This window comes from Mesorhizobium sp. SARCC-RB16n (assembly GCF_008520305.1).
In the GTDB taxonomy this organism is placed as follows: domain Bacteria; phylum Pseudomonadota; class Alphaproteobacteria; order Rhizobiales; family Rhizobiaceae; genus Mesorhizobium.
Genome location: NZ_ML703268.1, coordinates 189,776 through 215,557 on the forward strand (window position 1 = coordinate 189,776; position 25,782 = coordinate 215,557).

Annotated in this window: 23 protein-coding genes and 2 tRNA genes; 13 read left to right on the forward strand and 12 right to left on the reverse strand. The window is 61.9% G+C overall.

The window, feature by feature from the left end; all coding sequences use genetic code 11:
* Positions 1–41: 41 nt before the first annotated feature.
* Complete coding sequence (locus C7I87_RS15955) at positions 42–1,178, reverse strand: GNAT family N-acetyltransferase (protein ID WP_149905099.1); 1,137 nt, start codon at positions 1,176–1,178, stop codon at positions 42–44.
* Positions 1,175–2,170, reverse strand: a complete 996-nt coding sequence (locus C7I87_RS15960) for a sterol desaturase family protein (RefSeq protein ID WP_188393862.1) — start codon at positions 2,168–2,170, stop codon at positions 1,175–1,177. Before C7I87_RS15960 ends, C7I87_RS15955 begins: the two co-directional genes overlap by 4 nt.
* A gap of 304 nt (positions 2,171–2,474) precedes the next feature.
* Here C7I87_RS15960 and C7I87_RS15965 point away from each other — a divergent pair, with 304 nt between their 5' ends.
* The 6 genes from C7I87_RS15965 (at position 2,475) to C7I87_RS15990 (ending at position 8,872) form a co-directional block, all read left to right on the forward strand.
* Positions 2,475–3,779, forward strand: a complete 1,305-nt coding sequence (locus tag C7I87_RS15965; protein ID WP_149905100.1) for a M23 family metallopeptidase — start codon at positions 2,475–2,477, stop codon at positions 3,777–3,779.
* A 155-nt stretch (positions 3,780–3,934) separates the two neighbouring features.
* Entirely contained in the window at positions 3,935–5,101 is a 1,167-nt protein-coding gene (locus tag C7I87_RS15970) for an ROK family transcriptional regulator (protein ID WP_149905101.1), read from the forward strand.
* Positions 5,098–5,862 carry an ATP-binding cassette domain-containing protein gene (locus C7I87_RS15975; protein ID WP_149905102.1) on the forward strand — a complete coding sequence of 255 codons (765 nt, stop codon included), beginning with the start codon at positions 5,098–5,100 and terminating at the stop codon, positions 5,860–5,862. Before C7I87_RS15970 ends, C7I87_RS15975 begins: the two co-directional genes overlap by 4 nt.
* Positions 5,863–5,901: 39 nt before the next feature.
* Positions 5,902–6,942, forward strand: coding sequence for a sugar ABC transporter substrate-binding protein (locus C7I87_RS15980; RefSeq protein WP_149905103.1), 1,041 nt, complete (start codon positions 5,902–5,904; stop codon positions 6,940–6,942).
* Positions 6,943–7,059: 117 nt separating this feature from the next.
* On the forward strand, positions 7,060–8,055 hold the full coding sequence (locus C7I87_RS15985; RefSeq protein WP_149905104.1) for an ABC transporter permease: 996 nt from the start codon (positions 7,060–7,062) through the stop codon (positions 8,053–8,055).
* A gap of 46 nt (positions 8,056–8,101) precedes the next feature.
* A complete protein-coding gene (locus C7I87_RS15990; RefSeq protein WP_149905105.1) occupies positions 8,102–8,872 on the forward strand; it encodes an SDR family NAD(P)-dependent oxidoreductase in 771 nt (256 codons plus the stop codon).
* A 64-nt stretch (positions 8,873–8,936) separates the two neighbouring features.
* On the opposite strand, the gene C7I87_RS15995 is transcribed toward C7I87_RS15990, so the two are convergent.
* Positions 8,937–9,012: transfer RNA gene (locus tag C7I87_RS15995), tRNA-Val, on the reverse strand.
* Positions 9,013–9,229: 217 nt separating this feature from the next.
* On the opposite strand from C7I87_RS15995, the gene C7I87_RS16000 reads away from it, so the two are divergent.
* Together C7I87_RS16000 and C7I87_RS36625 are read left to right on the forward strand one after the other, a co-directional pair.
* Positions 9,230–9,306: transfer RNA gene (locus C7I87_RS16000), tRNA-Asp, on the forward strand.
* A 716-nt stretch (positions 9,307–10,022) separates the two neighbouring features.
* Entirely contained in the window at positions 10,023–10,196 is a 174-nt protein-coding gene (locus C7I87_RS36625) for a hypothetical protein (protein WP_306440507.1), read from the forward strand.
* Between the two features lie 84 nt (positions 10,197–10,280).
* Here the strand turns inward: C7I87_RS36625 and rbsK are convergent, their stop codons facing one another.
* From rbsK to C7I87_RS16020, 3 genes are read right to left on the reverse strand one after another with little or no spacing between them, the layout of a single operon-like run.
* Positions 10,281–11,225: a ribokinase gene (rbsK, locus tag C7I87_RS16010; RefSeq protein ID WP_149905106.1), complete on the reverse strand. Its 945-nt coding sequence runs from the start codon at positions 11,223–11,225 to the stop codon at positions 10,281–10,283.
* Positions 11,226–11,229: 4 nt separating this feature from the next.
* The gene (locus C7I87_RS16015) at positions 11,230–11,682 is read right to left on the reverse strand and encodes an RbsD/FucU family protein (protein ID WP_149905107.1); all 453 of its coding nucleotides are present in this window, start codon (positions 11,680–11,682) and stop codon (positions 11,230–11,232) included.
* A gap of 26 nt (positions 11,683–11,708) precedes the next feature.
* Positions 11,709–12,758 carry an ABC transporter ATP-binding protein gene (locus C7I87_RS16020; RefSeq protein WP_149905108.1) on the reverse strand — a complete coding sequence of 350 codons (1,050 nt, stop codon included), beginning with the start codon at positions 12,756–12,758 and terminating at the stop codon, positions 11,709–11,711.
* Between the two features lie 275 nt (positions 12,759–13,033).
* On the opposite strand from C7I87_RS16020, the gene C7I87_RS16025 reads away from it, so the two are divergent.
* The 3 genes from C7I87_RS16025 to C7I87_RS16035 all read left to right on the forward strand — a co-directional run bounded on the left by C7I87_RS16025 (position 13,034) and on the right by C7I87_RS16035 (position 16,849).
* Positions 13,034–14,698: a type 2 periplasmic-binding domain-containing protein gene (locus tag C7I87_RS16025; protein ID WP_149905109.1), complete on the forward strand. Its 1,665-nt coding sequence runs from the start codon at positions 13,034–13,036 to the stop codon at positions 14,696–14,698.
* Between the two features lie 99 nt (positions 14,699–14,797).
* Positions 14,798–15,919 (forward strand): carbohydrate ABC transporter permease, encoded by a 1,122-nt coding sequence (locus C7I87_RS16030; protein ID WP_149905110.1) that lies wholly within the window; start codon positions 14,798–14,800, stop codon positions 15,917–15,919.
* 12 nt (positions 15,920–15,931) lie between these two features.
* Positions 15,932–16,849, forward strand: a complete 918-nt coding sequence (locus C7I87_RS16035; RefSeq protein WP_149905111.1) for a carbohydrate ABC transporter permease — start codon at positions 15,932–15,934, stop codon at positions 16,847–16,849.
* Positions 16,850–16,891: 42 nt separating this feature from the next.
* On the opposite strand, the gene C7I87_RS16040 is transcribed toward C7I87_RS16035, so the two are convergent.
* Together C7I87_RS16040 and C7I87_RS16045 are read right to left on the reverse strand one after the other, a co-directional pair.
* Complete coding sequence (locus C7I87_RS16040) at positions 16,892–17,635, reverse strand: creatininase family protein (RefSeq protein ID WP_149905112.1); 744 nt, start codon at positions 17,633–17,635, stop codon at positions 16,892–16,894.
* Positions 17,636–17,638: 3 nt separating this feature from the next.
* The gene (locus C7I87_RS16045; RefSeq protein ID WP_149905113.1) at positions 17,639–18,205 is read right to left on the reverse strand and encodes an SIS domain-containing protein; all 567 of its coding nucleotides are present in this window, start codon (positions 18,203–18,205) and stop codon (positions 17,639–17,641) included.
* Between the two features lie 190 nt (positions 18,206–18,395).
* Here C7I87_RS16045 and C7I87_RS16050 point away from each other — a divergent pair, with 190 nt between their 5' ends.
* Complete coding sequence (locus C7I87_RS16050; RefSeq protein WP_149905114.1) at positions 18,396–19,418, forward strand: aldo/keto reductase; 1,023 nt, start codon at positions 18,396–18,398, stop codon at positions 19,416–19,418.
* An 82-nt stretch (positions 19,419–19,500) separates the two neighbouring features.
* Here the strand turns inward: C7I87_RS16050 and C7I87_RS16055 are convergent, their stop codons facing one another.
* From C7I87_RS16055 to clpP, 4 genes are all read right to left on the reverse strand, one after another.
* Complete coding sequence (locus C7I87_RS16055; RefSeq protein WP_027143628.1) at positions 19,501–19,773, reverse strand: HU family DNA-binding protein; 273 nt, start codon at positions 19,771–19,773, stop codon at positions 19,501–19,503.
* Positions 19,774–19,969: 196 nt separating this feature from the next.
* Complete coding sequence (lon, locus tag C7I87_RS16060; protein ID WP_127869591.1) at positions 19,970–22,381, reverse strand: endopeptidase La; 2,412 nt, start codon at positions 22,379–22,381, stop codon at positions 19,970–19,972.
* 273 nt (positions 22,382–22,654) lie between these two features.
* Entirely contained in the window at positions 22,655–23,929 is a 1,275-nt protein-coding gene (clpX, locus tag C7I87_RS16065; protein ID WP_023759839.1) for an ATP-dependent Clp protease ATP-binding subunit ClpX, read from the reverse strand.
* A gap of 294 nt (positions 23,930–24,223) precedes the next feature.
* Positions 24,224–24,853, reverse strand: coding sequence for an ATP-dependent Clp endopeptidase proteolytic subunit ClpP (clpP, locus tag C7I87_RS16070; protein ID WP_027028064.1), 630 nt, complete (start codon positions 24,851–24,853; stop codon positions 24,224–24,226).
* Positions 24,854–25,188: 335 nt separating this feature from the next.
* On the opposite strand from clpP, the gene C7I87_RS16075 reads away from it, so the two are divergent.
* Entirely contained in the window at positions 25,189–25,782 is a 594-nt protein-coding gene (locus tag C7I87_RS16075) for a hypothetical protein (protein ID WP_149905115.1), read from the forward strand.

A 25,782-nucleotide genomic window follows, 5' to 3' on the forward strand; every position in this document is an offset into this window, starting at 1 on the left:
GCGTCGCCGAAGCCCGCGAAAGCAATCGACAATTGCGATCGTTACTCGTCGGGCGCCTCGGCCTTCGGCTGCCGCCCAGTCCTCCAGGATTTCGAAACATGGCCCACATGATCGGCCAGCGCGGCGAGATGACCGCGCAAGCCGCGCGCACCCATCATCGATGACAGCATGACCGACTGCGTGGCGAAGCGCCGCTTGAAATCCTCGCCGCCGCAGAGAAAATCAATTTTGGCCAAGCCACGGTCGAGCGACCACTGGATATAGTCCATCATCAGCACCATACCCGGCGAGGCGCGCTCGTATTCGGGATCATAGGTGGTGACGAAAGCCATCATCGTGCCGTGCTGCTCGAAATTGATCGAGACGGCGACGATCGTGTCGTCAAGCTCTAGCACGAAGATGCGCAACAGCCCGAGGTCGGCCAGCACTGAAATAAGCGCGGAGAGAACGGGCGAACCCTCATCAAACAGATCCGAGGCGCGCCCATGGCGGGCGAGCCAGAGGCGCTTCAGCGTCGCGACCCGCTCGAGCACCGGCTCGCGCGGGTCCTCCGCATCCAGTAGCCGGAAACGCAATGCGCCGCTCTCTTCCATGAACTTGCGGCCACGACGATAGTTCTGCCGGCCCTTCTTGGACAACGTCTCGAACCATTCCGCCCCGCGCTGCCAGGGGCCGGCGACGCGATAGCTGATTTCAGTGCGGTGGTTGGGCCGAAGTGCCTTGCCGTGGGCCGGCTGCAGCAGGGCATGAACACCGGCATCCGGCAGCAGACGGTTGAGATAGATCAGGTCGAAGCCGCCCTGGTCGAAAACATACTGCCAGAGGCGCGAGATCGCCCGCGGATCGCAGTCGGGTGCAACCAGCGCGTCGCCATAGTCACTGTGATCCTTCGCCGCCCATTCGAGCAAGCGGATGCCTGAGCGCCTGAAGGTTGCGAGCGCTATCACGCCATCGAGCCGGTCGCCGTTCCAGGCAAGCCCGATCCTGAGCGTGCGCCGCTCCTGGTGCGGGGTGGTGCGCCACCAGGCCGCGATCCAGTCCGGATGCTGGAACACAAGCCCGCCAGCCCGCTGCCAGAGCGCGCTCCAGGCCGGTGCGATCTCGGCCAGGCGCACCGCCGATGTCACGACTTCGAAGGTGCGTGTCCGCGGGATTGCGAGCACAACGGGAGCGTTCATGGCCGTGTCCCTTCCGATGATCGCGAGGTGCGTGGCTTTCCAGGCCGGATGCGCCTTGCAATATGCCCCCACATCCGCTTCAGCGGCATGACATAAAGGCCGGCGAGCGACTGGTAGTCGCGCACATCGCGGTCGACCAGCCCGAACCTGAAGTCCTCGTCGGGCCTCGGAACACACAATGTTCCGAAGAGCCGATCCCAGAACGAGAAGAGCAGCCCGAAATTCTTGTCGTAGTGGCGCGGATCGACGCTGTGATGCAACTGGTGCCAATGAGGACACAGGATCAAATTGTTGAGCGGGCCGAACGAAATCTTGAAATGCGTATGCCTGACGAAATCCATCATCAGGATGTTGCGCATGACATAGACGTTGACGCCAAAGACGGTCAGTTCGACAAGGTTCAGCGAAATCAGCGACCAGACGCCGAAGCAGAACCCCACGATGACGCCGTCCCAGGCTCGATTCATCAACTCGTCGAGCGGGTGGACCCGGTCCTTGGTGATCCCGACCATCACCTCGGCCGAGTGATGCACCTTGTGCAGTTCCCAAAGCAGCGGATAGCGATGCTGGGCGACGTGATAGAGATAGTAGGAAATGTCGTAAGCAAGCAGCATGCTGACGGTGAAGATCAGCACCGTCACTGGCCCTGCCGGCCCCTCCATCAGAGGCGGCTGGAACTGGAACAGTGTCGAAAACAGCCAGTTGGTCCCGTAGCCCACCGCCGTGACGAAGACAATTCCGGCGGGCAACATCAGGAAGGGCATCAGGGCCTTCTTCGTTACCCAGAACATCAGGTCGGCCTTCGCCGAGGGATGGGTGATGACCTCATGCGGGATGACGAATTCGAAAAACTCCCTCCAGTTCTTCTCCTCGACCGTGCGCCAATAGGCCACGAGCGCGCTGACAAAGGCAGTCAGCAGCAAAAGCCCGGTCGCCAGCAGACTGGTGCCCGAAATCTTGTCGAGGATCTTGCCAACCAGATCGTTCAGCATTCCCACCGCCACGGTCAATTCCAAATATCAGCACGCCTTTACTCGAAAAGCGTCAATTAAATGCAATCGAAGACAGTTAAGAAACCCGAGCCTTGCTCTGGGCACGACAAGCCGCTGCTGGCAGAACATTGGGTGCTCATCGCCAACGATTTCGCGACATGGCGGCCGCACCTTGGCGGTTCTCATGCAATCTCTTGCCCGCGCTGCGTGCATTCGGCGCCGCACAGCGGACAAGGCAAGCCTTTGTTAACCCTAATAATGTGTAATCAAGCTGTCGTGGTGTCGTAAACGAAAGCTTGGTCCCGTGAACGCAACCGGTCAGTCCGCAGTCTTCGGCAGGCGCAAAGAACCCCACACGGTCATCATCGCCCGAGGCAGCGAGATCAGGCACTTCACGATCCGCCCCTGGCTCGCGGCATTCATCGGTTCGGCACTCGCCGCGATTGCCATCGGCTATCTCCTGGCCACATCCTATCTCGTGCTGCGCGACGACCTGATCGGCGCCACCACCGCGCGCCAGGCGCGCATGCAGCAGGCTTATGAGGACCGCATTTCGGCGCTTCGCGCCCAGGTCGACCGCATCACCAGCAGGCAGTTGCTCGACCAGCAACTGATGGAAACCAAGGTCAGCGAACTGCTTGAGCGGCAGACGCAGCTCAGCCAGCGGCATGGCCGTCTCGGCCCGCTGCTCGAACGCGCCGAAAATGAGGTCGGAACGGTGCCCGCCGACGATCCGGCCGCGGCTGCCAAGCCGGACAAGCGCGCCGAGGTGACCGGCAGCATCAAGCAGCCGGCGCAGAACTACGCGGTCGCCAGCCTGGGCGCCGATCTCGGCACCGCCGACACGAGGCCCTTCTCCCTGTGGTCGACCCGCACCGATCCGCTGCCCACCGATTCAGCCGCCGATCGCGCCGACAAGCTGTTCGTCTCGATCAACCAGTCGCTGAAATCCATCGAGAACGAACAGCTCAGCCGAATCAGCACGCTCGCGGATAATGCCTACAAAAGCGCAGATGCCATCCAGCAGGCGCTGCAGGCAGCCGGACTGCCGGTCGACAGCAATTTCGGCAAGAACGAGAGCGATGTCGGCGGACCGTTGATCCCGCTCGACTCCTCGATGATCTTCGACAGCAAGGTCAAGGAACTGGACGAGGCGCTGGACACGCTCGATCAGCTGAAGAACGAAGCGCGCCGGCTGCCGCTTGCCAATCCCGCCCCCGGCCATTCCGTCACCAGCCCGTTCGGCGTGCGCACCGACCCCATCCTCGGCACGGCCGCGCTGCATTCGGGAATGGACTTCAGGGCACCTATCGGCATGGCGGCGCGGGTGACGGCGGCCGGCGTCGTGACCAAGGCCGGCTGGAACGGCGGTTATGGCCGCATGGTGGAAGTCGATCACGGCAACGGCTTTGCGACTCGTTACGGGCATCTGAGCGAGATCGATGTGACGGTGGGCGAAAAAGTGGACGCCGGCGCCATCATCGGCAAGACCGGCAGCAGCGGACGCTCGACCGGCCCGCATCTCCACTATGAAGTGCGGCACAATGGCGAGGCGATCGATCCGCTGCGCTTCCTGACCGTCGGCAGGAAAGTCGCACAATATCTCTAGCGAGGGCGACCGCTCGCTTGCCGGCTGGAATCCGCAACCACCGAGGGTGAGACGTCGTGGGTCGGCAGCTCTGTCCGTGTTCCGGATCATTTTTGAATTCCATTTGACTGAATAAATGTTTGATGCGAACCTCACGTCAAGTGGGGACGCAAGGCATGGCATTGCGGGGGACCAATCAGGAGTTCGGACGGCCGTACAACCGGCGTATCGTGCTGGAGTCCATCCGCCGTCATGGCCCGATAGCACGTGGCGACATCGCCAGGCATGTCGGGCTCACCGTCCAGACCGTGTCGACCATCGTTCGCGAACTGGAGGAACAGGGCTACATCCTGTCCGTGCGCGAAGAGCCGAAGGGGCGTGGCCTGCCACCGGCGACGCTGCGTATCAACCCGGAAGGCGGCTATGCCGTCGGCATCCACCTGACGCCGCTTGGAATAGACGCCGCATTGATCAATCTCAGCGGCGATGTCATCGAGAGTTCACGCCGCGAAGCGCCCAACGCGGCGCCCGATCATGCGTTCGAGCAGATTGGCGCCATGGTCCGCGACCTGACGGGCAAGCGGCCCGGCGGCCGCGTCATCGGCATCGGCATGGCGCTTCCCGGTCCGTTCGACGTGGACTCCATGAGCTTTGTCGGCCCGACCACGATGACCGGTTGGAAGCACGTGGCGCTGCGTGAACGGCTGACGGCCGCGACGGGATTGCCGGCGTTCTTCGAGAGCGACATGGCCGCCGCCGCGATGGGCGAGCGGCTCTATGGCATCGGAGCCCGCCATTCCGACTATTATTATCTCTATTTCGGCGTTGGGCTTGGCGGCGCCATGATGCATGACGGCGCCGTTCTGCGCGGCGCCTGGGGCAATGCCGGCGAGATCGGCCACATTCCCGTGGTCCCTGACGGCGAGCTTTGCCCCTGCGGCAACCGAGGCTGCCTCGAGCGCTACCTCTCGCTCGAAGCGCGGGGCCGCTGGGCCGGCGACGACACCGATTGGGTGGCGCAAGTCGGCCCGATCTTCCGCAACACCATCGCCATCATCGAAAACCTCTTCGACCCAGAGACGGTCGTGCTCGGCGGCTTGGCGGCATCGGAGTTGCTCGAACGCCTGGCAGACGCGGCCGAACCGCTGCACAATTCGGTCTCGGCCCGCGCGGACCGCAAGACGCCGCGTGTCATCGTCGCCAGCGGCGGCCAGCATGCCGTGCTGCGCGGCGCCGCGGCCCTCGCCGTTTCCGGGGTGTTGTCGCCCCGCTTCGGCCAGATGTTCGCCGCCGAACGCGAGCGCGGCCGCGACATCCTTTCGGCCAGGGAGATTGCCGCATGAGCGAACCCCTGCTGGTGCTCGACAACGTGACCAAGAACTATGGCGCGATCGAAGCGCTGAAGGGGATCAGCTTTTCCATCGGCAAGGGCGAGGTCGTGGCGCTGCTCGGCGACAATGGCGCCGGCAAGTCGACGCTGGTCAAGATCATTGCGGGCGGTCTCGAACCGACCTCCGGCCGCATGCTGTTCGAGGGCAAGGACTTCCTGGCCCGGTCGCCGGCGGAAGCCAAGGCGGCGGGGATCGAAACCGTCTACCAGGACCTATCGCTCTGCACCAATGTCGACGTGGTGGCCAATTTCTTCATGGGCCGCGAGATCACCAGGAAGGTGCTTGGCATTCCCGTGCTCGATGAGCGCGCCATGGAAGCCGTCGTCGGCAAGGCGCTGGCCAGCGCCGGCACCCGCATTCCATCGCTGCGCACCAATGTCGAGCATCTCTCGGGCGGCCAGCGGCAGGCCATCGAGCTCAACCGCTTCGTGCATTGGGGCGGCAAGCTGGTGCTGCTCGACGAGCCGTTCGCCGCGCTTGGCGTCGAACAGACGCGGCGCGGTCTCGACATGATCCGCCAGGTGGCGAGCCAGGGCATCGGCGTCGTCATCATCACCCATATCATGCAGCAGGCTTTCCAGGTCGCCGACCGGATCGTGGTGATCCGGCAAGGCGTCGTGGCGGGCGATGTCGCACGCAACAAGACAAGTCCCGACGCGGTGATCAACATGATCACCGGGGAGACGCTCGCCGGTGCCGGACCGGCGGGCTAAGGGACAAAGAGGGGTCCGGCTTAACAGGGAGCCAACGACATGAAGCGAATACTTCTTGCTGTCTTCGGTATCCTGGCACTGGCTTTTGCCACGCTCACGCCGGCATTCGCGCAGTCCAAGGGTACTGTCTACTACATGGTGCCGACATTGCTCGACGAGTTCCAGACTGGCTCGGTGAGCGCGCTGGAGCTGTTCCTGAAACAGACCGGCTACGAGATGAAGACGCTGAACGCCGACAACAAGACCGACGCGCAGCAATCGCAGATGAACGACGTCATCGCGCTGAAGCCGGCGGCGATCATCCTGGCCGCCGTCGATTTCAATGCGTTGAAACCATCGATCGAGGCAGCCCGCGCCGCCGGCATTCCGATGATCGAGTTCGACCGCCAGATCACGTCGACACCGTCCGACTTCACATCGGTCGCGGGTACCGTCGAGATCGGCTACGTCGCCGCGGACCAGGCCGAAAAGCTTCTTAAAGCCAAGAACGGCTCGGTGAAGGGCAAGGTCCTTCAGGTGCTTGGCGATCCCGGCGATCCCTACACGCTCGACATCCAGAAGGGTTTTGAAGAGAAGATGAAGGCGTTCCCGGACGTCAAGATCATCTCGCTGCCGGCCATGCAATGGGAGGCTAGCAATGCCGGCACCATCGTTGCCGACCAGATGCTGGCCAACCCCGACATCGACCTGATCTTCAGCCATGCCGCACACCTGTCGGTCGCCGCTGTCGCTTCGCTCGAGGCCGCCGGAAAGAAGCCAGGCGACGTCATGCTGATGAGCTCGAACGGTGCGCCGGTCGGCCTCGACCTGATCCGCAAGGGCTGGCTCAACGTCGAGGTCGAGCAGCCGCTTTACGCACAGGCCGCTGCCGTCGCCATGTTTATGGACAAGGTCGTCAAGAAGGAAGAGATCAAGCCCGGCGAATACGACGTGCTTGGCCTGAAATCGACCGTCACCAAGGAAGCCTGGGGCCCGAACATCAAGATTCCGGGCGCCGCCATCACCAAGGAGAACGTCGACAATCCGGCCTTTTGGGGCAACCAGAAGCCGCCGACCGACACGGTCAAATCAGTCGAATAGGCATGCCGCCTGAAACGCTCCGGGCCATACCCGGCCCGGAGCCTTTCCCTGCCCTCATGGAACGAGACGCAGACAATTCGCTGCGGCCTTGATTGCGCACGCCAATCGGATCGACACATGAACCTTCGCACACGCCATGCCCTGGAGTTCGTCCTCGACAACCTCGTCTGGTTCATGCTGCTTCTTGTCCTGGTTGTCTTCTCGCTGTTCATCCCGAACTATTTCCAGCTCGGAATCTTCGCCAACATCATCGAGGCATCGAGCGTGCTCGGCGTCATGTCGATCGGCCTGGCGCTGGTCATTATTGCCGGTCACATGGACCTGTCGGTCGAATCCGTCGCCGCGCTCAGCGCCATGGCGGTGGGCATCCTGTTTTGTTCCTCGGGCATCGGCCTCGGCGTCCAATTGCACCCGGAATGGCTGATGGTTCCGGTCTCGCTGCTGCTGGCGCTGGCCGTCGGCGGCCTCATCGGCGCGTTCAACGGCTATCTTGTGGTCAAGGTCAAGATGAGCGCTTTCATCATCACCTTGGCCTCCTACATCTGGGTACGCGGCCTCGTGCTGGTCATTTCGGGCGGCCGCTCGGCGCAGGACCTGGCGCCTGCCATCCGCTGGTTCGGCATCCAACGCCTGATCGGCCTGCCGCTTACCGCCTGGATCGCGGTCGCCTGTTTCGTGGTCTTCTCGCTGATCATGGCCAAGACGCCGTTTGGCAGGCACCTCGTGATGATCGGCGGCAATGAAACTGCGACCTTCCGCGCCGGCATACGGGTGAATCGCAACTTGATCATCGCCTTCGTGCTCGCCGGCGCCATCGCCGGCCTGGCAGGCTGGCTGCTGGCGATCCGCACTTCGGGCGCCACCGCCAATCTGGGTGTAGGCCTTCTGTTCAATGCCTTTGCGGCCGTGGTTATCGGCGGCGTCAGCCTGAAGGGCGGCGTCGGCACCCTGCCCGGCGTCTACGCCGGCGTGCTTCTGCTCTCTGCCATCAACACGGCGATCAACCTGATGGGCCTGCCCGCCAACTTCACCCAGGTCATCCATGGCCTGCTGGTTCTGGCAGCCGTCTTGCTCGACGCATTCAAGCAAACCATCCGCCAAAGATTGGCATGAGAGGGGATTGGCATGAGGCGGGAATTGGCATGACAGGACGGCTCGCATGACAGCACGACTGAAAGACAAGGTGGCGTTGATCGTCGGCAGCGCGCGCGGCATCGGCAAAGGCATCGCGCTGCGCTTCGCCGAAGAAGGCGCAAGGCTGGTGCTGGCCGATTCGGAGGAGGAGGCCGGGCAAGCAAGTGCGGATGAACTCGGCGTCCCCTTCATCCGCACCGACATCTCGGTAATGAGCGACGCCGAGGCCGCGGTGGCGCTTTCGCTGAAACACCACGGCCGCCTCGACATTATCGTCCAGAATGCCGGCATCTATCCCTGGCAGTTGATCGAAAACACCAGCACCGACGACTGGGACCGCGTTATGGCCGTCAACCTGCGCGGCACTTTCAATGCTAGCCGCGCGGCCCTGGCGCCGATGAAGGCGCAGCGCTTCGGGCGCATGCTCTACACCTCTTCCATCACCGGCCCGCACGTTACCAGCCCCGGCCATGGCCATTATTCGGCGACCAAAGCAGGCATCAACGGCTTCATCCGCGCGGCCGCGCTGGAGTTTTCCGGCTACGGCATCACCGTCAACGGCGTCGAACCCGGCAATATCCTCACCGAAGCCATTCAGCAGCATCGCGGCGATGCCTATATCAAGAACATGGAGGATTCGATCCCGCTCGGCCGGCTCGGCAGCCCGCGCGACGTGGCTAACGCCTTCCTGTTCCTCGCCTCGGACGACGCCAGCTACATCACCGGCACGACCATCGTCGTCGATGGCGGGCAATTGCTGCCCGAGGGCAAGGATTTCCGGATGGTGCCGCCGTGAAGCCGCGAGGCGCCTGCAGCCAGCAGTTCGGCCTCCGGCAGATGACTTGAAATATGGGTTTGAATGGTGGGCGATGACGGGCTCGAACCGCCGACATCTTCGGTGTAAACGAAGCGCTCTACCAACTGAGCTAATCGCCCGCTCCGGGCCGGACCTTTAAGCGGTCGGGACTGGCTTCGCAAGGCCAAATGAGCGTGGGACGCCCTGTTCACAGGCCGGATTTGCGAACAAAATGCCGGCTGTCAAAAAACCTTCTCCTGTTTGGCGTTATGATGGTTTGGTGCGCTTGACACCCGGTAGCGAACCCCTTATCCAGCGCCCCAACGACGAACACGGCTGACACGTGCTCGTCAATGCGCGGGTGTAGCTCAGTTGGTTAGAGTGCCGGCCTGTCACGCCGGAGGTCGCGGGTTCGAGCCCCGTCACTCGCGCCATTTCTCTCAAGGGACACAAACCCTTGGCTTAGGAGAAATGTCGACGTTGTCTGTCAAAGATGCATGTATGCGGATGCGATCCAGAACCTTTCAAATCTGGGTTCGATCTGCCGTGCATGGGCCTGCGGCCATGATCGTGGTGCCCGGATGAGATTTGCTTCCTGTCAGCTCGGAAAGTCGGCTGCGGGCCCTGTTTCAGCTCCTACGTTGACAGATGTCTTCCCTTGGCCGGACGTTTGCGCCAGGCAAACCGCTCGAACGGGGCTTGCGCATCCGCCTAAAAAAAAGCTTGATTCACCTCTGAAATAACTTGGCCTGAAATAATCCGGCTACCATAACATACATACAGCCTGAACGACCCTGGAGGACTTACAGTGTCTATCGCCTCAACCACTTCGATGAGCACGGTGTTCACGGCCATAAGCTTTGCTGGCCTTACAATAGTTGCTTCCGCCATCTTTCCCGCCACTGCTTCGGCTGCTCGGCTTCAGCGATGCGCAAGGGAGGGCGGCATTTGCCGACTGCCATTTCCGGCTGAAGTGGTTTTTGGCGACGGAGGCCGCACTACATCGCGCTTTATCGACCGTGACGCGGTCCCATGCTCAACTCGCGTTTTTGGCGACCCTGCGCCTGGCCACGAAAAGACGTGCTCTATCGTGTTGCGCGATCGTGGCGAATCCGATGGCGGTTACGATGAGCCTCGCCGCGAGAGATGGGTGGCCTGTGCCGATGAAGGCGAATTCTGCGATTTCTATGGCCGCAAGGTGGTCAGGTATGGCGCGCGCGGCCGGTTCACGCAGGACGTGTTCCGGGATGGCGTCGAATGCGACAATGATTCCTTCGGCGATCCCGCTCCCGACGCCGGGAAGCGCTGCTACATCAAGCAGTAGCTTCTCAACGCCCATCTAACAGGAGACATCGGTGGCCGGAACAGTCCGGCCTCCGGTGTGGCCTGCGAGCTCCGAGCAATCGCCTCAGCTCTTGGCCAGCAGCGCCTCGACCTCCTGCAATGTCGGCATCGACGGTGCGGTGCCTGGACGGGTCACGGAAATGCCGGCAATAGCGCAGGCGAAGCGCACCGCCTCCAGAGGCTCCACGCCGCGCGACAGTGCTGCGGCAAGGCCGCCACTGAAGGCGTCCCCCGCGCCGGTGGTCTCCACGACAGGGCCGGCACTGATGGCTGGAACATGCTCGGAGCGATCCTTCGTGTGCAGGAGCGCGCCCTTATCGCCGAGCGTGACGATGACCGTGCCGACGCCCTTTTCGAGCAGCTTGCCGGCGGCGGCGCGCGCTTCATCGGGCGAGGAGACTTTCAGTCCGGTCAATTCCTCCGTCTCTGTCTCGTTAGGCGTGAGATAGTCGCAGAGCGTGTAGATGCGGTCGGGGAGCTTTGCCGCCGGTGCCGGATTGAGAATGGTCGTCACTCCTGCCCTGCGCGCGATCTCCAGCGCCCGCATCGCGGCTTCGATCGGCTGTTCGAGCTGCGTCACGAAAACACCGGCACCACGGATCAGCTCGACATTGGCCTCGATATCCTCAGGCGTGATCAGCATGGCAGCGCCGGGGCTGACGATGATGGCGTTGTTGCCGCTTCCCTCCTCGACGAAGATGTAGGCGGCGCCCGTATAGCTGTCCGGCGTGTCGATGGCCGCGCTCTTCACGCCGGCATCCTTCCAGGTCCGCTTGGCCATGTCGGCGAAGGCATCGACGCCGAGCCGGGTCAGGAACGTGACGTCCGCCCCCAGCTTGCCGGCCGCCACCGCCTGGTTCGACCCCTTGCCGCCTGGCCCCAGCTTGAAGGAATTGCCGAGGATCGTTTCGCCCATGCGCGGCTGGCGCTGCGCCCTGTAGGCCGTATCGGCGACGAACACGCCCAATATGACGACAGGCTTCATGACGATCGGCTTGCCCGAGGCCATGCCGCTACTCCGCATCCGGCGGCACGACGCCCTTGCGGAAGGCAAAGCAGCCGTAGAAGCGGCGTTCGCCGGTCTGGATGACGCAATAAGCCTGCTTTGCGCGTTCGTAGAAGGCGTAACGCTCGACCGGCACCATAGGCCAGGATTTACCCTCGGCGGCGTCGATCTCCTTCTGCACTTCCTTCTGTACCGTTGGGATCTCGTCGGGCTTGCCGACGATCTCCATGCGGGCTGCCGAGTCGTCGACGAACGTGTCCAGCGGGTAAAGCGACAGCACCGCCTTCACCACCTGCGCCGCCGAGGCATCGATGCGCAGCACCCGACCGAGCGCCGTCTGGCGCGCGACCGAATCGGACGGGAAGTTGGTGTCGGCGATGATCAGGTCGTCGCCATGTCCCATCGCGCGCAAAGCCTGGAGCACGTCGGCATTGAGCAACGGATCGATCCCTTTGAGCATGATGTCCTCGTGAAGTGCGTTTGAGATCAGAGACGCTTGCCGGTCTCGGCGTCGAACAAATGGAGATGATCGAGCCTTGGCCGAAGCTTCAGCGTATCGCCGGGCTTGAAGTCGTGGCGCTCGCGAAACAGCGCCACCATCTCGCCGTCGCCAAAGCGCAGAAAGACCAGGGTTTCCGAACCGGTCGGCTCGACCACGGAAATCTTCGCCGGCACACCATCCGGGTGGATCTCGAGATGTTCGGGGCGCACACCATAGACGACGGAGCGCCCCTCCTCGACGGCGTTGTTTGGAGCGACCGGGAACAGCGTTCCGGCAATGTCGACGCCACCCTTGCGACCGGTACCCTTGAGCAGGTTCATCGACGGCGAGCCGATGAACCCGGCAACGAAAAGATTGGCCGGCCGGTCGAACAGCTCCAGCGGCGCGCCGACCTGTTCGATGCGACCGTCGCGCATGACGACGATCTTGTCGGCCATCGTCATGGCTTCGATCTGGTCGTGGGTGACATAGATGGTGGTGGTCTTCAGCCGCTGGTGCAGTTCCTTGATCTCGGTGCGCATCTGCACGCGCAGCTTGGCGTCGAGGTTCGAAAGCGGCTCGTCGAACAGGAATACCTGCGGATTGCGCACGATCGCGCGACCCATGGCGACGCGCTGACGCTGGCCGCCGGAAAGCTGGCGCGGATAGCGCTTCAGATAGGGGCTGAGGTCGAGGATGTCGGCGGCGCGCTTGACCCGCTCGGCCACCACGGCCGGATCGGTCTTGCGCAACTTGAGCGCGAAGGCCATGTTCTGCTCGACCGTCTTGTGCGGATAGAGCGCATAGTTCTGGAACACCATGGCGATGTCGCGCTTGGCCGGCGGCAAATGATTGACGACACGATCGCCGATGACGATCGTGCCGCCGGAGACGGTCTCCAGCCCCGCCACCATCCTGAGCAGCGTGGACTTGCCACAACCGGATGGGCCGACCAGCACGACGAACTGGCCATCGGCAATGTCGACGCTGACTTCGTGCAGAACCTTGACGGTTCCAAATGCCTTGGCCACATTGCTGATCGCGACTTGAGCCATCGTTCCCCCATCGGCCCCACTGGCCGTAGGCGCAGAAGCTAACCAACGCGACCTGTCAGGGCAAGTCGGTCCCTTATAGATAAAAACCCGTTCTCGTTGACACGGCGTTTGGTTGTGAGAATAGTGACGGGCGCCGATCCGAACGCCGGTACTCTACCCGAAAAACGGAACCCGAAGCGACGCAGGTTGGGGTCGTGGTTTCGCTTCTGAACAAGGCCAGCGCCGGGCACGATTGGCACTTCGATTCACGACTAACGTTCTGGGAGGAATAGTCCATGAGAGTAGATCTTTACGAAAAACTGGTCCGTGCCGGCGCTACCAGACGCGACATACTGAAAGGCGCGGCCAGCATGGCCGCGATCGCGGCGGCATCGGGCGCGGGCCTCGGCGCCTTGACGCGTCCTGCCTCCGCGGCAAGCGAACTTCGTGCGAAAATCCTGCAGATTCCCGGCGTTGGCAAAGGCCAGCCGACCGATGCCGATTTCCAGAAGGTCGGCGAGCTCTGTCTCGATGCGACCAAGGCAAGTGTCAAGCAAGGCGAGTTTGCCGGGGTCGAGCTTGCGTTCATGGGCCTCAACAACCAGAACCTGCACAATGTGCTGTTCCGCGGCTTCCTGAAGCCATGGGAGACCTATACCGGCGCCAAGATCAACTGGATCGATCTGGCGCAAGCGGATTACAACGCCCGCCTGCAGCAGTCGATCGCCACCGGAACCGTCGACTTCGACATTGCCGAGATGGGCGCGCCTTTCGAAGGCGATGTCTGCGGCAAGGGACTCACTTCGGAAATGCCCGACTGGGTCAAGAAACAGATCGATCTCGACGACCTCGTCAATTATCTGAAGCCGCCGGTCGGCACCTGGGATGGCAAGCAGTATCGCGTCACCATCGACGGCGACACGCACAATTTCAACTACCGCACCGACGTGTTCGCCGACGCGGATCTCGCCAAGCAGTGGAAGGACGGCGGCGGTGCCGGCGAATGGGGCGTGCCGAAGACCTGGCAGCAGGTGCAGGCCGTCACCAAGTTCCTCAAGGGCAAGAAATTCAAGGGCCAGGATGTCTATGGCTACCTCGATGCGCCCAAACCATGGGGCGGTTTCGGCTTCTACTTCCTCGGCAGCCGTGCCAGCGCCTATGCCAAGCATCCCGACGATAAGGCCTGGCTGTTCGACGCCGACACGATGAAGCCACGTATCAACAACCCGGCCTGGGTGCGTGCCATCCAGGACGTGATCGACGCGCTGCCATCAGAACCCGCCGACCAGATCAACGCCGACCCGAACACCACTGGTTTCCAGCAGTTCCTGGCCGGAACCGGTTCAATGATCCCCTGGTGGGGTGACATCGGCTCCAATGCCAAAACCAACGATTCCTCGGTGATTGGCGACCTTTGCGGCTTCGACATCCTGCCGGGCTCGGATGACGTCTACAATTCCAAGACCGGCAAATGGGACAAGCTGCCGGGCGGACCGAACTACGCGCCCAACCTCGCCTATCTCGGCTGGGGCGTCTATGTCATGGCCCGCGTCGACAGCGATCCGAAGAAGCACAAGGCAGCCTGGAGCGCGGCGGCGCATCTCGGTGGCAAGGATCTGGCAATCTGGACGGCGATGTATCCGTCCGGCTTCCAGTGCTACCGCAACAGCCAGCACGACATCGACGAATGGGTGGCCGCCGGCTACGACAAGGCCTTCATCACGAACTACCTCGACTCCCAGTTCAACTCTTACAATCATCCGAATGGTGCTATCGAGCCACGTATCCCCGGCATCTTCCAATACTACAGCGCTGCCGAGGACATCCTGGCCAATACGTTCGCAGGCAAGATGAAGGCACAGGAGGGTGCCGATGCCATTGCCGCCGCCTGGGAGAAGCTGACCGACCAGATCGGCCGCGAGAAGCAGATCAAACTCTATAAGGCCTCGCTCGGCGCCTAGATGGACCCTTGATATAAGTCTCGGCCCGGCGTCACATCATCGCCGGGCCGAGTTTTGACCGGCTCTTGTTCGGTCAGTGTGGCAGAAGAGGCGAGAGGCGTGGCTGAACAGACTTCGACCACGAATGCGTGGCCGGCAAATTCCGCACCAATGGATCTGATCCCGCCTGGCCGCAAACGCCTCGGCTGGGCACTGATGGCCTTGGCCACATTCGGCCTCCTGGCGACAATCCTGCTTCAGATCCTCTACAAGAGCGAGGTCGATACGATCGGCTTCGAGACCTGGCGACCGGTCGTCTATGCCTACGTGCTGTGGGGCGTGGCTATCGGCATCGGCCAGGTGCTGACGCGTGGCGAGGACGGCCAGCGCGCGCTGTTCCTGCTGCCGGCCCTGCTGTTCACCATCGCCATGGTGATCTTCCCGACGCTGTTCGGCTTCTACATCGCGCTGACGGACTGGAACCTGAGTTCTTTCTCGGGCCGAAAATTCAACGGGCTCGACAATTTCTGGCAGATGCTGGGCGATCCCTACTACCGCAATGCGCTGTTCAATATGGTGCTTTATGTGCTGGCGGTGCTGGTGGAATATGTCATCGCCTTCGCGCTGGCGCTGTTGCTCAACGCACAGATCCGGGCGCGAAAATTCTTCCGTGTCGTCTTCCTGATGCCGCTGATGCTGTCGCCGGTCGCGGTGTCCTGGATGATCGGCAAATCGCTGATGGAGTACCGGTTCGGCCCGGCAGCGACGCTGGCGCGCCACCTCGGCTGGGACAATCCCGCCTTCTTCTCCGACCCGATCACAGCTCGCATTTCGGTCATGATGCTGGACGCCTGGACCTTCATTCCGTTCATGATGATCATGCTGCTGGCCGGACTGCAGGCGATGTCGCGCGAGGTGCTGGAGGCGGCACGTGTCGATGGCGCCAGTGCATGGCAAACCTTCTGGCAGGTCACCTTCCCGCTGATGCTGCCGGTGTCGGTGACCGCCGTCGTCCTGCGCATCATCTTCAAGCTGAAGCTTGCCGACATCATCATCACGGTGACGTCGGGCGGCCCGGGCGGTGCCACCGATTCCGTGTCGAGCTTCATCTACCGCGAATACCGCGACCGCTCGAATGTCGGCTACGGCACCATGCTGGCGATGGCCTATCTTGTCATCATCGTCGTGTTCGTGACCTGGCTCCTGAAGATCGCCAACCGCTTCGTGCGCAACGTCAACTAGAGCGGCCGGATCATGAGTGTTCAGACCACCGACTATACCGTCTCCGAAATCCGCTCCCCGGCTAGCTTCATCACCAGCCGTGTCTTCATCTATGGCGCGCTTGTCTTCTGGGCTTTCATTTGCCTGTTCCCCATCTACTGGACGATAACGACCTCGTTCAAATCGGCGGTCGACGTCACGCAAGGGCATCTGATCCCGTTTGTCGACTTCCAGCCGGATTGGAAAGGCTGGCGATCGCTTGGCCTGTCGCCGGACTCGATCTTCCAGACCTCGACCGTGCGCGACGAGTTCCTCAAGCGTTTCATGAACTCGGTCATCACCTCGGTTGGTGCGTCGAGCCTGGCGATCATCATCGGCAGCCTCGCCGCCTATGGCCTCACGCGCTATCGCTACAAGTTCGCCTGGTTCAAGAACGAGGATATCTCCTTCTTCTTCCTGTCCCAGCTGATCCTGCCGCCGGTGGTGCTCGCCCTACCCTTCCTGGTGCTCTACCGCGAGGTCGGGTTGCTCGACACCCGCGTCGGACTGATCCTGCTCTACACGCTGATGGTGCTGCCGATCGTCATCTGGATCATGCGTGACCAGTTCAATTCCATCCCCGTCGAACTCGAGGAAGCCGCCCTTGTCGACGGCCTATCGATCTGGGGCGCCTTTTTCCGTATCGTCATGCCGATCGCGCTGCCGGGCATGGTCGCCGCCTTCATCCTGGCGATGGTGCTATGCTGGAACGAGTATTTCTTCGCCGCCCTTTTGACTTCGACGGACGCCAAGACAATCCCGGTCATGGTCGCCAGCCAGACGGGGTCGCAAGGCATCAACTGGTGGTCAATGGCTGCCCTTGCCACCGCGGCGATCGCGCCGCTGGCGATCATCGGCATCGCGCTGGAACGCTACCTGATCATGGGCATGACGGCAGGTGCGGTGAAGTGACCGGGCGCCTTCACCTCCCTTGTGGGAGAAGGTAGGGTCGCGCTAGGCTTTCAGGATCGCGCGCAGGTGATCCATGATCATGGCGACGCCCCTCTGTCCGAGTTCTGCCGAGGCATCCGCCGCGCTCGCCGTATACCAGCTTTTGTTATCCGCCAAGTGAGCGGCATCCACTGCTTCCGGACATAGCGCCAGCATCAGCGACGTCTCGCCGATGCCGGCATGGTCGAACGGATAGTGGCCGTTCATGGCGGCCGGCATCAGCGGATGCACCTGCACCCAGTTGAAGAAGTTTTCGCCCGCCGCATGTCCGGCATAGTAATCGGCCATCGCCTCCGACCCCCACCAACCCTCGCCGCGCGTCTTCTCGAGGAAGCGGAAGATCGCCTGTCTGCCGGCGGTCTTGAAAGCGAGATCGGTCGGCATGCCGGCGGCGAAATTCTCGGTCTGGTGATGAATGATGGCGTGGATGTTGCGGAAACCGATACGCAGCAGGCTGTAGAACAGTTCCTCGCCGAATGGCGCCAGTTGATTGCCGCCGACCTGAACGGAGCCGCTGCCTTCCGGTGGCGCGACGGCATAGCTCGCCGCACCGTAATAGAAGGGCGGCAGGATGACGATGTCGCTCTCCTTTTCGAACAGTTCCAGCGTCTTGATGACGGCCAGTGTGTCCATGCCGACGGCCATGTGCTCGCCATGGTATTCCAGCACGCCGAGCGGCAGTGCGACCGGCCAATTCTGAGCGATCGCCTTACGGATCTGGTGCGGCAGCATCAGTTCATAGCGCATGATCTATTCCATGTTGGTGTGGCGGGCGCGCATCGCTTCCGGCGACGCCGAAGTCAATTCCCTGAGTTTCAGCACCATGGTCTCGAACAGCAGGAACAACGCGCCCTCGAACACCGAGCCCATCGGCAGCACCGACGTCTTTTGCGGCCCTTGGTCGTCGGCCATGGTCTGCGCCGGGATCAGCAGCATCAAATCGGCCAGCCCTGCGGCGCTGCCGTCTGCCTGGGCGGTCAGGAGCAGGACGGTCGCGCCGGCCTCGCGCGCGATGCGCATCAGGGTGAGTACGGTCGAGGTTTCGCCAGGCCCGGAACTGACAAGGAAGACATCGCCCTGCCCTACGGGCGGCGTGGTCATGTCGCCGACCACCGAAACCGGCAGGCCCAGATGATAGAGCCGCATGGCGAAGCCCTTCACCTGCAGGGCTTCGCGGCCGCAGCCATAGGCGACGATCTGTCTGGCACCCGCCAGCATCCCGCAAGCGGCATCGATCCGGTCGCCATCGACGCGCGCCAGCACCGCGCCAAGCTCGTCGAGCGCGGTCCTGAACATTTGCGAGGCGGAATTGCTCATGGCCCCTCCGCCGGCGTGCCGGCAATCGAAGATGATCGGCAATTCCCGGTCACGCTTTTTCCCCGAACAGCTTGATTTCGTTCATGCTAGCAACCGCGAAAATGCGTGTCCAACGCTCAGCGGTGCTTTTGCCGAGCCACGAGCATGATAGTGTCATGTCAGACAAATCAATCCGGGAAAATCTCAAGACATGAAGACACGGCATTTCGACCGCATCGGCAATGGCGGCATCACCTTCACGGAGCTGGGCTTCGGCACGGCTCCGCTCGGCAATCTTTACCGCGCCGTCTTCGACGAGGACGCCAATGCGACGCTGGAGGCCGCCTGGGCGACTGGCTGCCGCTACTATGACACGGCACCGCTCTATGGGCTCGGCCTGTCGGAAACACGCCTCAACCCGTTCCTGCGCTCAAGGAAGCGCGACGACTACGTGCTGTCGAGCAAGGTCGGCCGCATCATGCGCGCCTGCCCGCCAGAGGAGCGCACGGGCATCGGCAAGTTCTTCGACACGCCGTCGCGCAAGGAGGTCTATGACTACAGCTATGACGGCGTCATGCGCTCGTTCGAGGCCTCGCTGGAGCGGCTCGGCGTCGATCGCATCGACATCCTGTTCGTGCACGATGTCGACATCTTCACCCATGGCAGCAAGGAGGCGTCCGACCAGCGCATCGATGAGTTCATGCGCTCGGGCTATTATGGCCTGCTCGCCCTGCGCGACCAGGGCGTCATCAAGGCGTTTGGCGGCGGCATCAACGAGTGGCAGGTGGCGCAGACACTGGCCGAGCGCGGCGATTTCGATCTGTTCCTGCTTGCCGGGCGTTATACGCTGCTGGAACAGGAGGCGCTGACCTCTTTCTTGCCGCTTTGCCAGAAACGCGGCATCGGCATCGTTCTCGGCGGCCCCTACAATTCCGGCATCCTGGCGACCGGACCGAAGCCGGGCGCCTACTACAACTATTCCGAAGCGCCGCAGGATGTGCTCGAGCGCGTGACGCGCATCGAGGCTGTCTGCAAGCTCCATGGTATCAGGCTGATCGAGGCCGCCCTGCAATTCCCTCTCTTGCACCCGTCGGTGGTTTCGGTCATCCCCGGCGGTCAGCGGCCTGAAGAAGTCGACAGCAACCGGTCGCTTCTGGACGCGAAACTCCCTGCAGCGCTCTGGGCCGATCTCAAGAAGGAAGGCCTGATGCGGGCGGACGCGCCGACTGCGTGACCGCTCCAGCTTTGCAATGCCAATAAAATGAAAAGCCGGGCAAGCCCGGCTTTTCTGGTCTTTTGAAAATGGAAAAAGGCGCTTAGTTGACGGCGTCCTTGAGGCCTTTGCCGGCCGAGAACTTCGGCACCGTGCGTGCCGGGATCTGCACTTCAGCGCCGGTCTGCGGGTTGCGGCCGGTGGACGCGGCGCGCTTCGACACGGTGAAATTGCCAAAGCCGACAAGCCGGACATCGCCGCCCTTCTTCAGTTCGCCGGAGATGACAGAAAACACTGCATCAACCGCCGACTGCGCGTCACCCTTCGAAATGCTCGCGGCGTCGGCGACTGCGGACACCAGTTCGTTCTTGTTCATAAAAATTCCCTTCCATGAGAACACCGGAACTTACGACTCATCCGGCAGGAAACGGACTTTAGAAAGAAGCGTTCCCGCAACCAAGTCGAAAAGGCAGGAAAAAAGCGGAAAAAGCCCGGAATTCCGGGGTTTTTCACATGAAAAAGCCGGGCGCGAGGCCCGGCTTTCTGTTTGTGCGCTGCAACCTTAGAAAAAACTAATGCGCAAGCGACTTTCCGGCATCGTCGGCGCTGTCGGTCGCGGCCGGCGGATTGACCGGTTCGACCCATTCGATCGGCTCCGGCATCCGCACCAGCGCATGGCGCAACACCTCACCGACGCGTGAGACCGGAATGATTTCCATGCCGTTCTTCACGTTGTCTGGAATCTCCGCCAAGTCCTTGGCGTTGTCTTCCGGGATCAGCACCTTCTTGATGCCGCCGCGCAGTGCGGCGAGCAACTTCTCCTTGAGGCCACCGATCGGCAAGATGCGGCCGCGAAGCGTTATCTCGCCAGTCATCGCCACATCGGCCCGAACCGGAATACCCGTCAGCACCGACACAATGGCCGTGGCCATGGCCGCGCCCGCGGACGGACCGTCCTTCGGCGTGGCGCCTTCCGGCAAGTGCACGTGGATGTCGCGCTTGTCGAACAGCGGTGGCTCGATGCCGAAATCGATGGCGCGCGAACGGACATAGGAGGCCGCCGCCGAAATCGATTCCTTCATCACGTCGCGCAGATTGCCGGTCACCGTCATGCGGCCCTTGCCGGGCATCATGACGCCTTCGACCGTCAGCAGCTCGCCGCCGACTTCCGTCCAGGCAAGCCCGGTAACGACACCGACCTGATCGTCAGCCTCGACCTGACCGAAGCGGTAGCGCTGAACACCAAGGTAGTCGGCGAGGTTCGCCGCCGTGATGCTGACCGTCTTTTTCTTCGTCTTGAGGATCTCGGTCACCGCCTTGCGCCCGAGCTTCATCAGCTCGCGCTCCAGGCTTCTGACACCCGCTTCCCGGGTGTAGGTCTGGATGATGGCGCGGATCGCGTCCTCACCGACGGAGAACTCCTTCGGCTGCAGCGCGTGATCGCGGATCACCTTCGGCATCAGGTGCCGCTTGGCGATCTCGATCTTCTCGTCCTCGGTGTAGCCGGCGATACGGATGATCTCCATGCGATCCATCAGGGGCGCAGGGATGTTCAGCGTGTTCGCCGTCGTCACGAACATCACGCTCGACAGGTCGTATTCGACCTCGAGGTAATGATCCATGAACGTCGAGTTCTGTTCGGGATCGAGCACCTCGAGCAGCGCCGACGACGGGTCGCCGCGGAAGTCCTGGCCCATCTTGTCGATCTCGTCGAGCAGGAAGAGCGGGTTGGACTTCTTTGCCTTCTTCATCGACTGGATGACCTTGCCGGGCATCGAGCCGATATAGGTGCGCCGGTGACCACGGATCTCGGCCTCGTCACGCACGCCGCCGAGCGCCATGCGGATGAATTCGCGACCGGTTGCCTTCGCGATCGACTTGCCGAGCGAGGTCTTGCCGACGCCGGGAGGGCCGACGAGGCACAGGATCGGCCCCTTCAGCTTCTTCTGGCGGCTTTGCACGGCAAGGTACTCGACGATGCGGTCCTTGACCTTGTCGAGGCCGAAGTGATCGGTGTCGAGGACGTTCTGCGCGTAGGCCAGGTCCTGCTTGACCTTGGAGTTCTTGCCCCACGGGATCGACAGCAGCCAATCGAGATAGTTGCGCACGACGGTCGATTCAGCCGACATCGGCGACATCGTCCTGAGCTTCTTCAACTCGGCTTCCGCCTTTTCGCGGGCCTCCTTGGAGAGCTTGGTCTTCTTGATGCGCGCCTCGATCTCGGCGGCCTCGTCACGGCCGTCCTCGCCTTCGCCGAGCTCCTTCTGGATCGCCTTCATCTGCTCGTTGAGGTAGTATTCGCGCTGCGTCTTCTCCATCTGGCGCTTGACGCGCGAACGGATGCGCTTCTCCACCTGCAGAACGGAGATTTCGGCTTCCATGAAGCCCATCGCCTTTTCCAGCCGCTCCTTGACGGAAAGCGTGGCCAACATTTCCTGCTTTTCAGGGATCTTGATGGCGAGATGCGAGGCAACCGTATCGGCGAGCTTGGAATAGTCGTCGATCTGGCTGGCGGCACCCACCACTTCGGGCGAGATCTTCTTGTTCAGCTTGACGTAGTTCTCGAAGTCGGTGACGACCGAGCGGGCCAGAGCCTCGACCTCGACCTCTTCCTCTTCCGGTTCGACCAGCGCCGTGGCCTTGGCCTCGTGGAAGTCGGGACGGTCGGTGAAGGAGACGATTTTCGCACGCGAGGCGCCCTCGACCAGAACCTTGACGGTGCCGTCGGGCAGCTTCAGCAATTGCAGCACATTGGCGAGCGTGCCGATGTCGAAGATCGCATCGGGCTCGGGATCGTCATCGGCGGCATTCATCTGGGTGGCAAGCAGGATCTGCTTCTCCTGACCCATCACCTCTTCCAGCGCCTTGATCGACTTTTCGCGCCCGACGAAGAGCGGAACGATCATGTGCGGGAACACCACGATGTCGCGCAGTGGGAGGACTGCGAAGACGCCGTCGCTGGGAGCCTTGGATATTTTGGCCATTGTCCAACCTTTCATGTCGCGGTCACCATCAGGCCAACCGCGAATCTCATATTAACGACCGGGGATCGTTCCGCCTACCACCGTTTATGACGGGAGTTTTACAGCACAGAAATCGGGCACCTCGGCCTTCTTGTGTTAGGTGGATGCAGGCGGGCCAAAGATCAAGAGTTAACATGGTCCGCAATCCATTCCATCGCGAAGGTGTGCCGGTTCCTCGCAGCAAAACGGCGCCGCAAGGGCGCCGTTCCACAAAAATATAGGCCGGGTGCCATATCAGGCGCTGACATTGCCCTTCTTTTCCTTCTGTTCGGAATAGATGTAGAGCGGCCGGGCGCTGCCGGTCACCACTTCTTCCGAAATCACCACCTCACGCACGCCTTCGAGCGCGGGCAGTTCGAACATCGTGTCGAGCAGGATCGCTTCCATGATCGAACGCAGGCCGCGCGCGCCGGTCTTGCGCTCGATGGCCCGCTTGGCGATCGCCGAAAGCGCGTTCTCGTGGAAGGTCAGGTCGACATTTTCCATCTCGAACAGGCGCTGATACTGCTTGACCAGCGCGTTCTTCGGTTCGGTCAGGATCTGGATCAATGCCGGCTCGTCGAGATCTTCGAGCGTCGCCAGAACCGGCAGACGACCGACGAATTCCGGAATGAGGCCGAATTTCAACAGATCCTCGGGCTCGACCAGGCGGAAAACATCACCCGTGCGGCGATCCTCCGGCGACGCGACGATGGCGCCAAAACCGATCGAGGTTTTCCTGCCGCGGTCCGAGATGATCTTGTCCAGCCCGGCGAAGGCGCCGCCGCAGATGAACAGGATGTTGGCGGTGTCGACCTGCAGGAACTCCTGCTGCGGGTGCTTGCGGCCGCCCTGCGGCGGCACGGAAGCGACCGTGCCTTCCATGATCTTGAGCAGCGCCTGCTGCACGCCCTCGCCCGACACGTCGCGGGTGATCGAGGGATTGTCGGACTTGCGCGAAATCTTGTCGATTTCGTCGATGTAGACGATGCCGCGCTGGGCACGCTCGACATTGTAGTCGGCCGACTGCAACAGCTTCAGGATGATGTTCTCGACGTCCTCGCCGACGTAACCGGCTTCGGTCAGCGTCGTGGCGTCGGCCATGGTGAAAGGCACGTCGATGATGCGGGCCAGCGTCTGCGCGAGCAGCGTCTTGCCGCAGCCGGTCGGGCCGATCAGCAGGATGTTGGACTTGGCCAACTCGACATCGTTGTTCTTGCCGGCATGCGCGAGGCGCTTGTAGTGGTTGTGCACCGCCACCGACAGCACGCGCTTGGCGTAAGGCTGGCCGATGACGTAGTCGTCGAGAACCTTGAGGATCTCCTGCGGGGTCGGCACGCCCTCGCGCGACTTCACCATCGAGGTCTTGTTCTCCTCGCGGATGATGTCCATGCAGAGCTCGACGCACTCGTCGCAAATGAACACCGTCGGGCCGGCGATCAGCTTGCGCACCTCGTGCTGGCTTTTGCCGCAAAACGAGCAATAGAGCGTGTTCTTGGAATCACCGCTGTTGTTGCCGACCTTGCTCATTTTCATGTCCTTTCATGGCCGCCCGCCGATGGTCTGGCTGAAAGGGCGCATACTCTATTTATCGCGGGAATCCGCCGCCGCCAGTGTTCCGGCTCCCGCAACGTATTCCGTACGAAACACAAATCAGAAAACGTGGCAATGATTCGCAGCTTCCCCATGCAAAGCTAAGCCGTCGAAAATCAACATAGCCTTAACGTAGGCAATCCCAACGTCCGAGGGAACAGCCAATTGTGGCCGAAATGCCGCAAGACGCGCCAAAAGCGCGTGATGGTGCCATCCAACTGCCACTAGCCTTTATGCCAATGCCCCCTCGGCCGCCTCGCGCGACGAAATGACCTTGTCGATCAGGCCGAAATCCTTGGCCTCGTCGGCGGTCATGAAATGGTCGCGGTCGAGCGTCTTCTCGATCTCGTCATAGCTCTTGCCGGTGTGCTTGACATAGACCTCGTTGAGACGGCGCTTCAGTTTGATGATGTCCTGGGCGTGACGCTCGATATCGGACGCCTGGCCCTGGAAGCCGCCGGACGGCTGGTGAACCATGATGCGGGCGTTCGGCGTGGCGAAGCGCATGTCCTTGTGGCCGGCGGTCAAAAGCAGCGAGCCCATCGAGGCCGCCTGGCCGATGCACAGCGTCGACACGGCCGGCTTGATGAACTGCATTGTGTCGTAGATCGCCATGCCCGAAGTGACGACGCCACCCGGCGAATTGATATAGAGGTTGATTTCCTTCTTCGGGTTTTCGGCTTCGAGGAACAGGAGCTGCGCGCAAACCAGCGTCGCCATGCCGTCCTCGACCGGACCGGTGATAAAAATGATGCGCTCCTTGAGGAGACGCGAGAAAATGTCGTAGGCCCGCTCGCCGCGATTGGTCTGTTCGACCACCATCGGAACGAGGTTCATGTAGGTTTCGACGGGATTCTTCATCAGTTATCTCTTCTCGCGGTGGGATTTCCGGCGCCGGGCAGGCTGGCAGTTCGGGCAGAATCGGTTCTGGATCGTTACGATGTAAATAGGATGCCGGCTCATCCTTGTGCAAGGCCGACCCGTCCTAGCCATCTGGGTAAGTCGAATCAAGCTTCCGGGCAAGGATTAGCAGCAGCTGATGCTACGCCGAACCGAAATACCGAGCCTGCCCCCGCCAGGTAGCAGTTTCTTAACCTCGTCACTTAACGAAATGCGCTGAAACCGCTTTTCTCGGCAACGGCTTCCCCTACAATCCAACGTTGAACTTGTGCTTACAGTTCAAACGGGGGAGTGCCATGCCTGGGAAAACCGCATGCTTCACCATTGCCGGGCTTACCCTGCTCGCCTCGATTTCGCAAACGGCGGCAGGCGGCCGCGCCGTCGAATGCTACGAGCCCGTCCGCACGCCGGCCGTTTACGACACTGTCTACGAAGACGTCATGGTCAGCCCTCCCGGCCAGCAGATCGTCGACTATGATCCGCCGATTTATGGCACGCGCGAGCGTGTCGTGATGACCGTGCCGGCCCAGGTCCAATATGAGGTGATCCCGCCAATCACCCGGACCATCTATCACACAGTCAGGGTCGATGATGGCGGCTACTCGTGGGAATGGCGTGTCATTCATGGCCGCCGGGTGTTGTGCAAGGTCTGGCACAAGGCGCGCTACGAACGTGTCGCCGAGACGATGGTGATCCAGCCCGAGCGCACGCGGCGCGTCGTCATTCCGGCGCAATATGACAGCATCGCCGAGGAGGTGCTGGTGCGGCCCGAGCAAAGGCGCGTCATCGATATTCCCGCCTCCTACCAGACCGTCCCGCGCCGCGTGCTGGTGCGCGAAGGCTCGTCCGGCTGGCGCCGCGTGCATATTCCAAGGCACTGCCAGGACTGA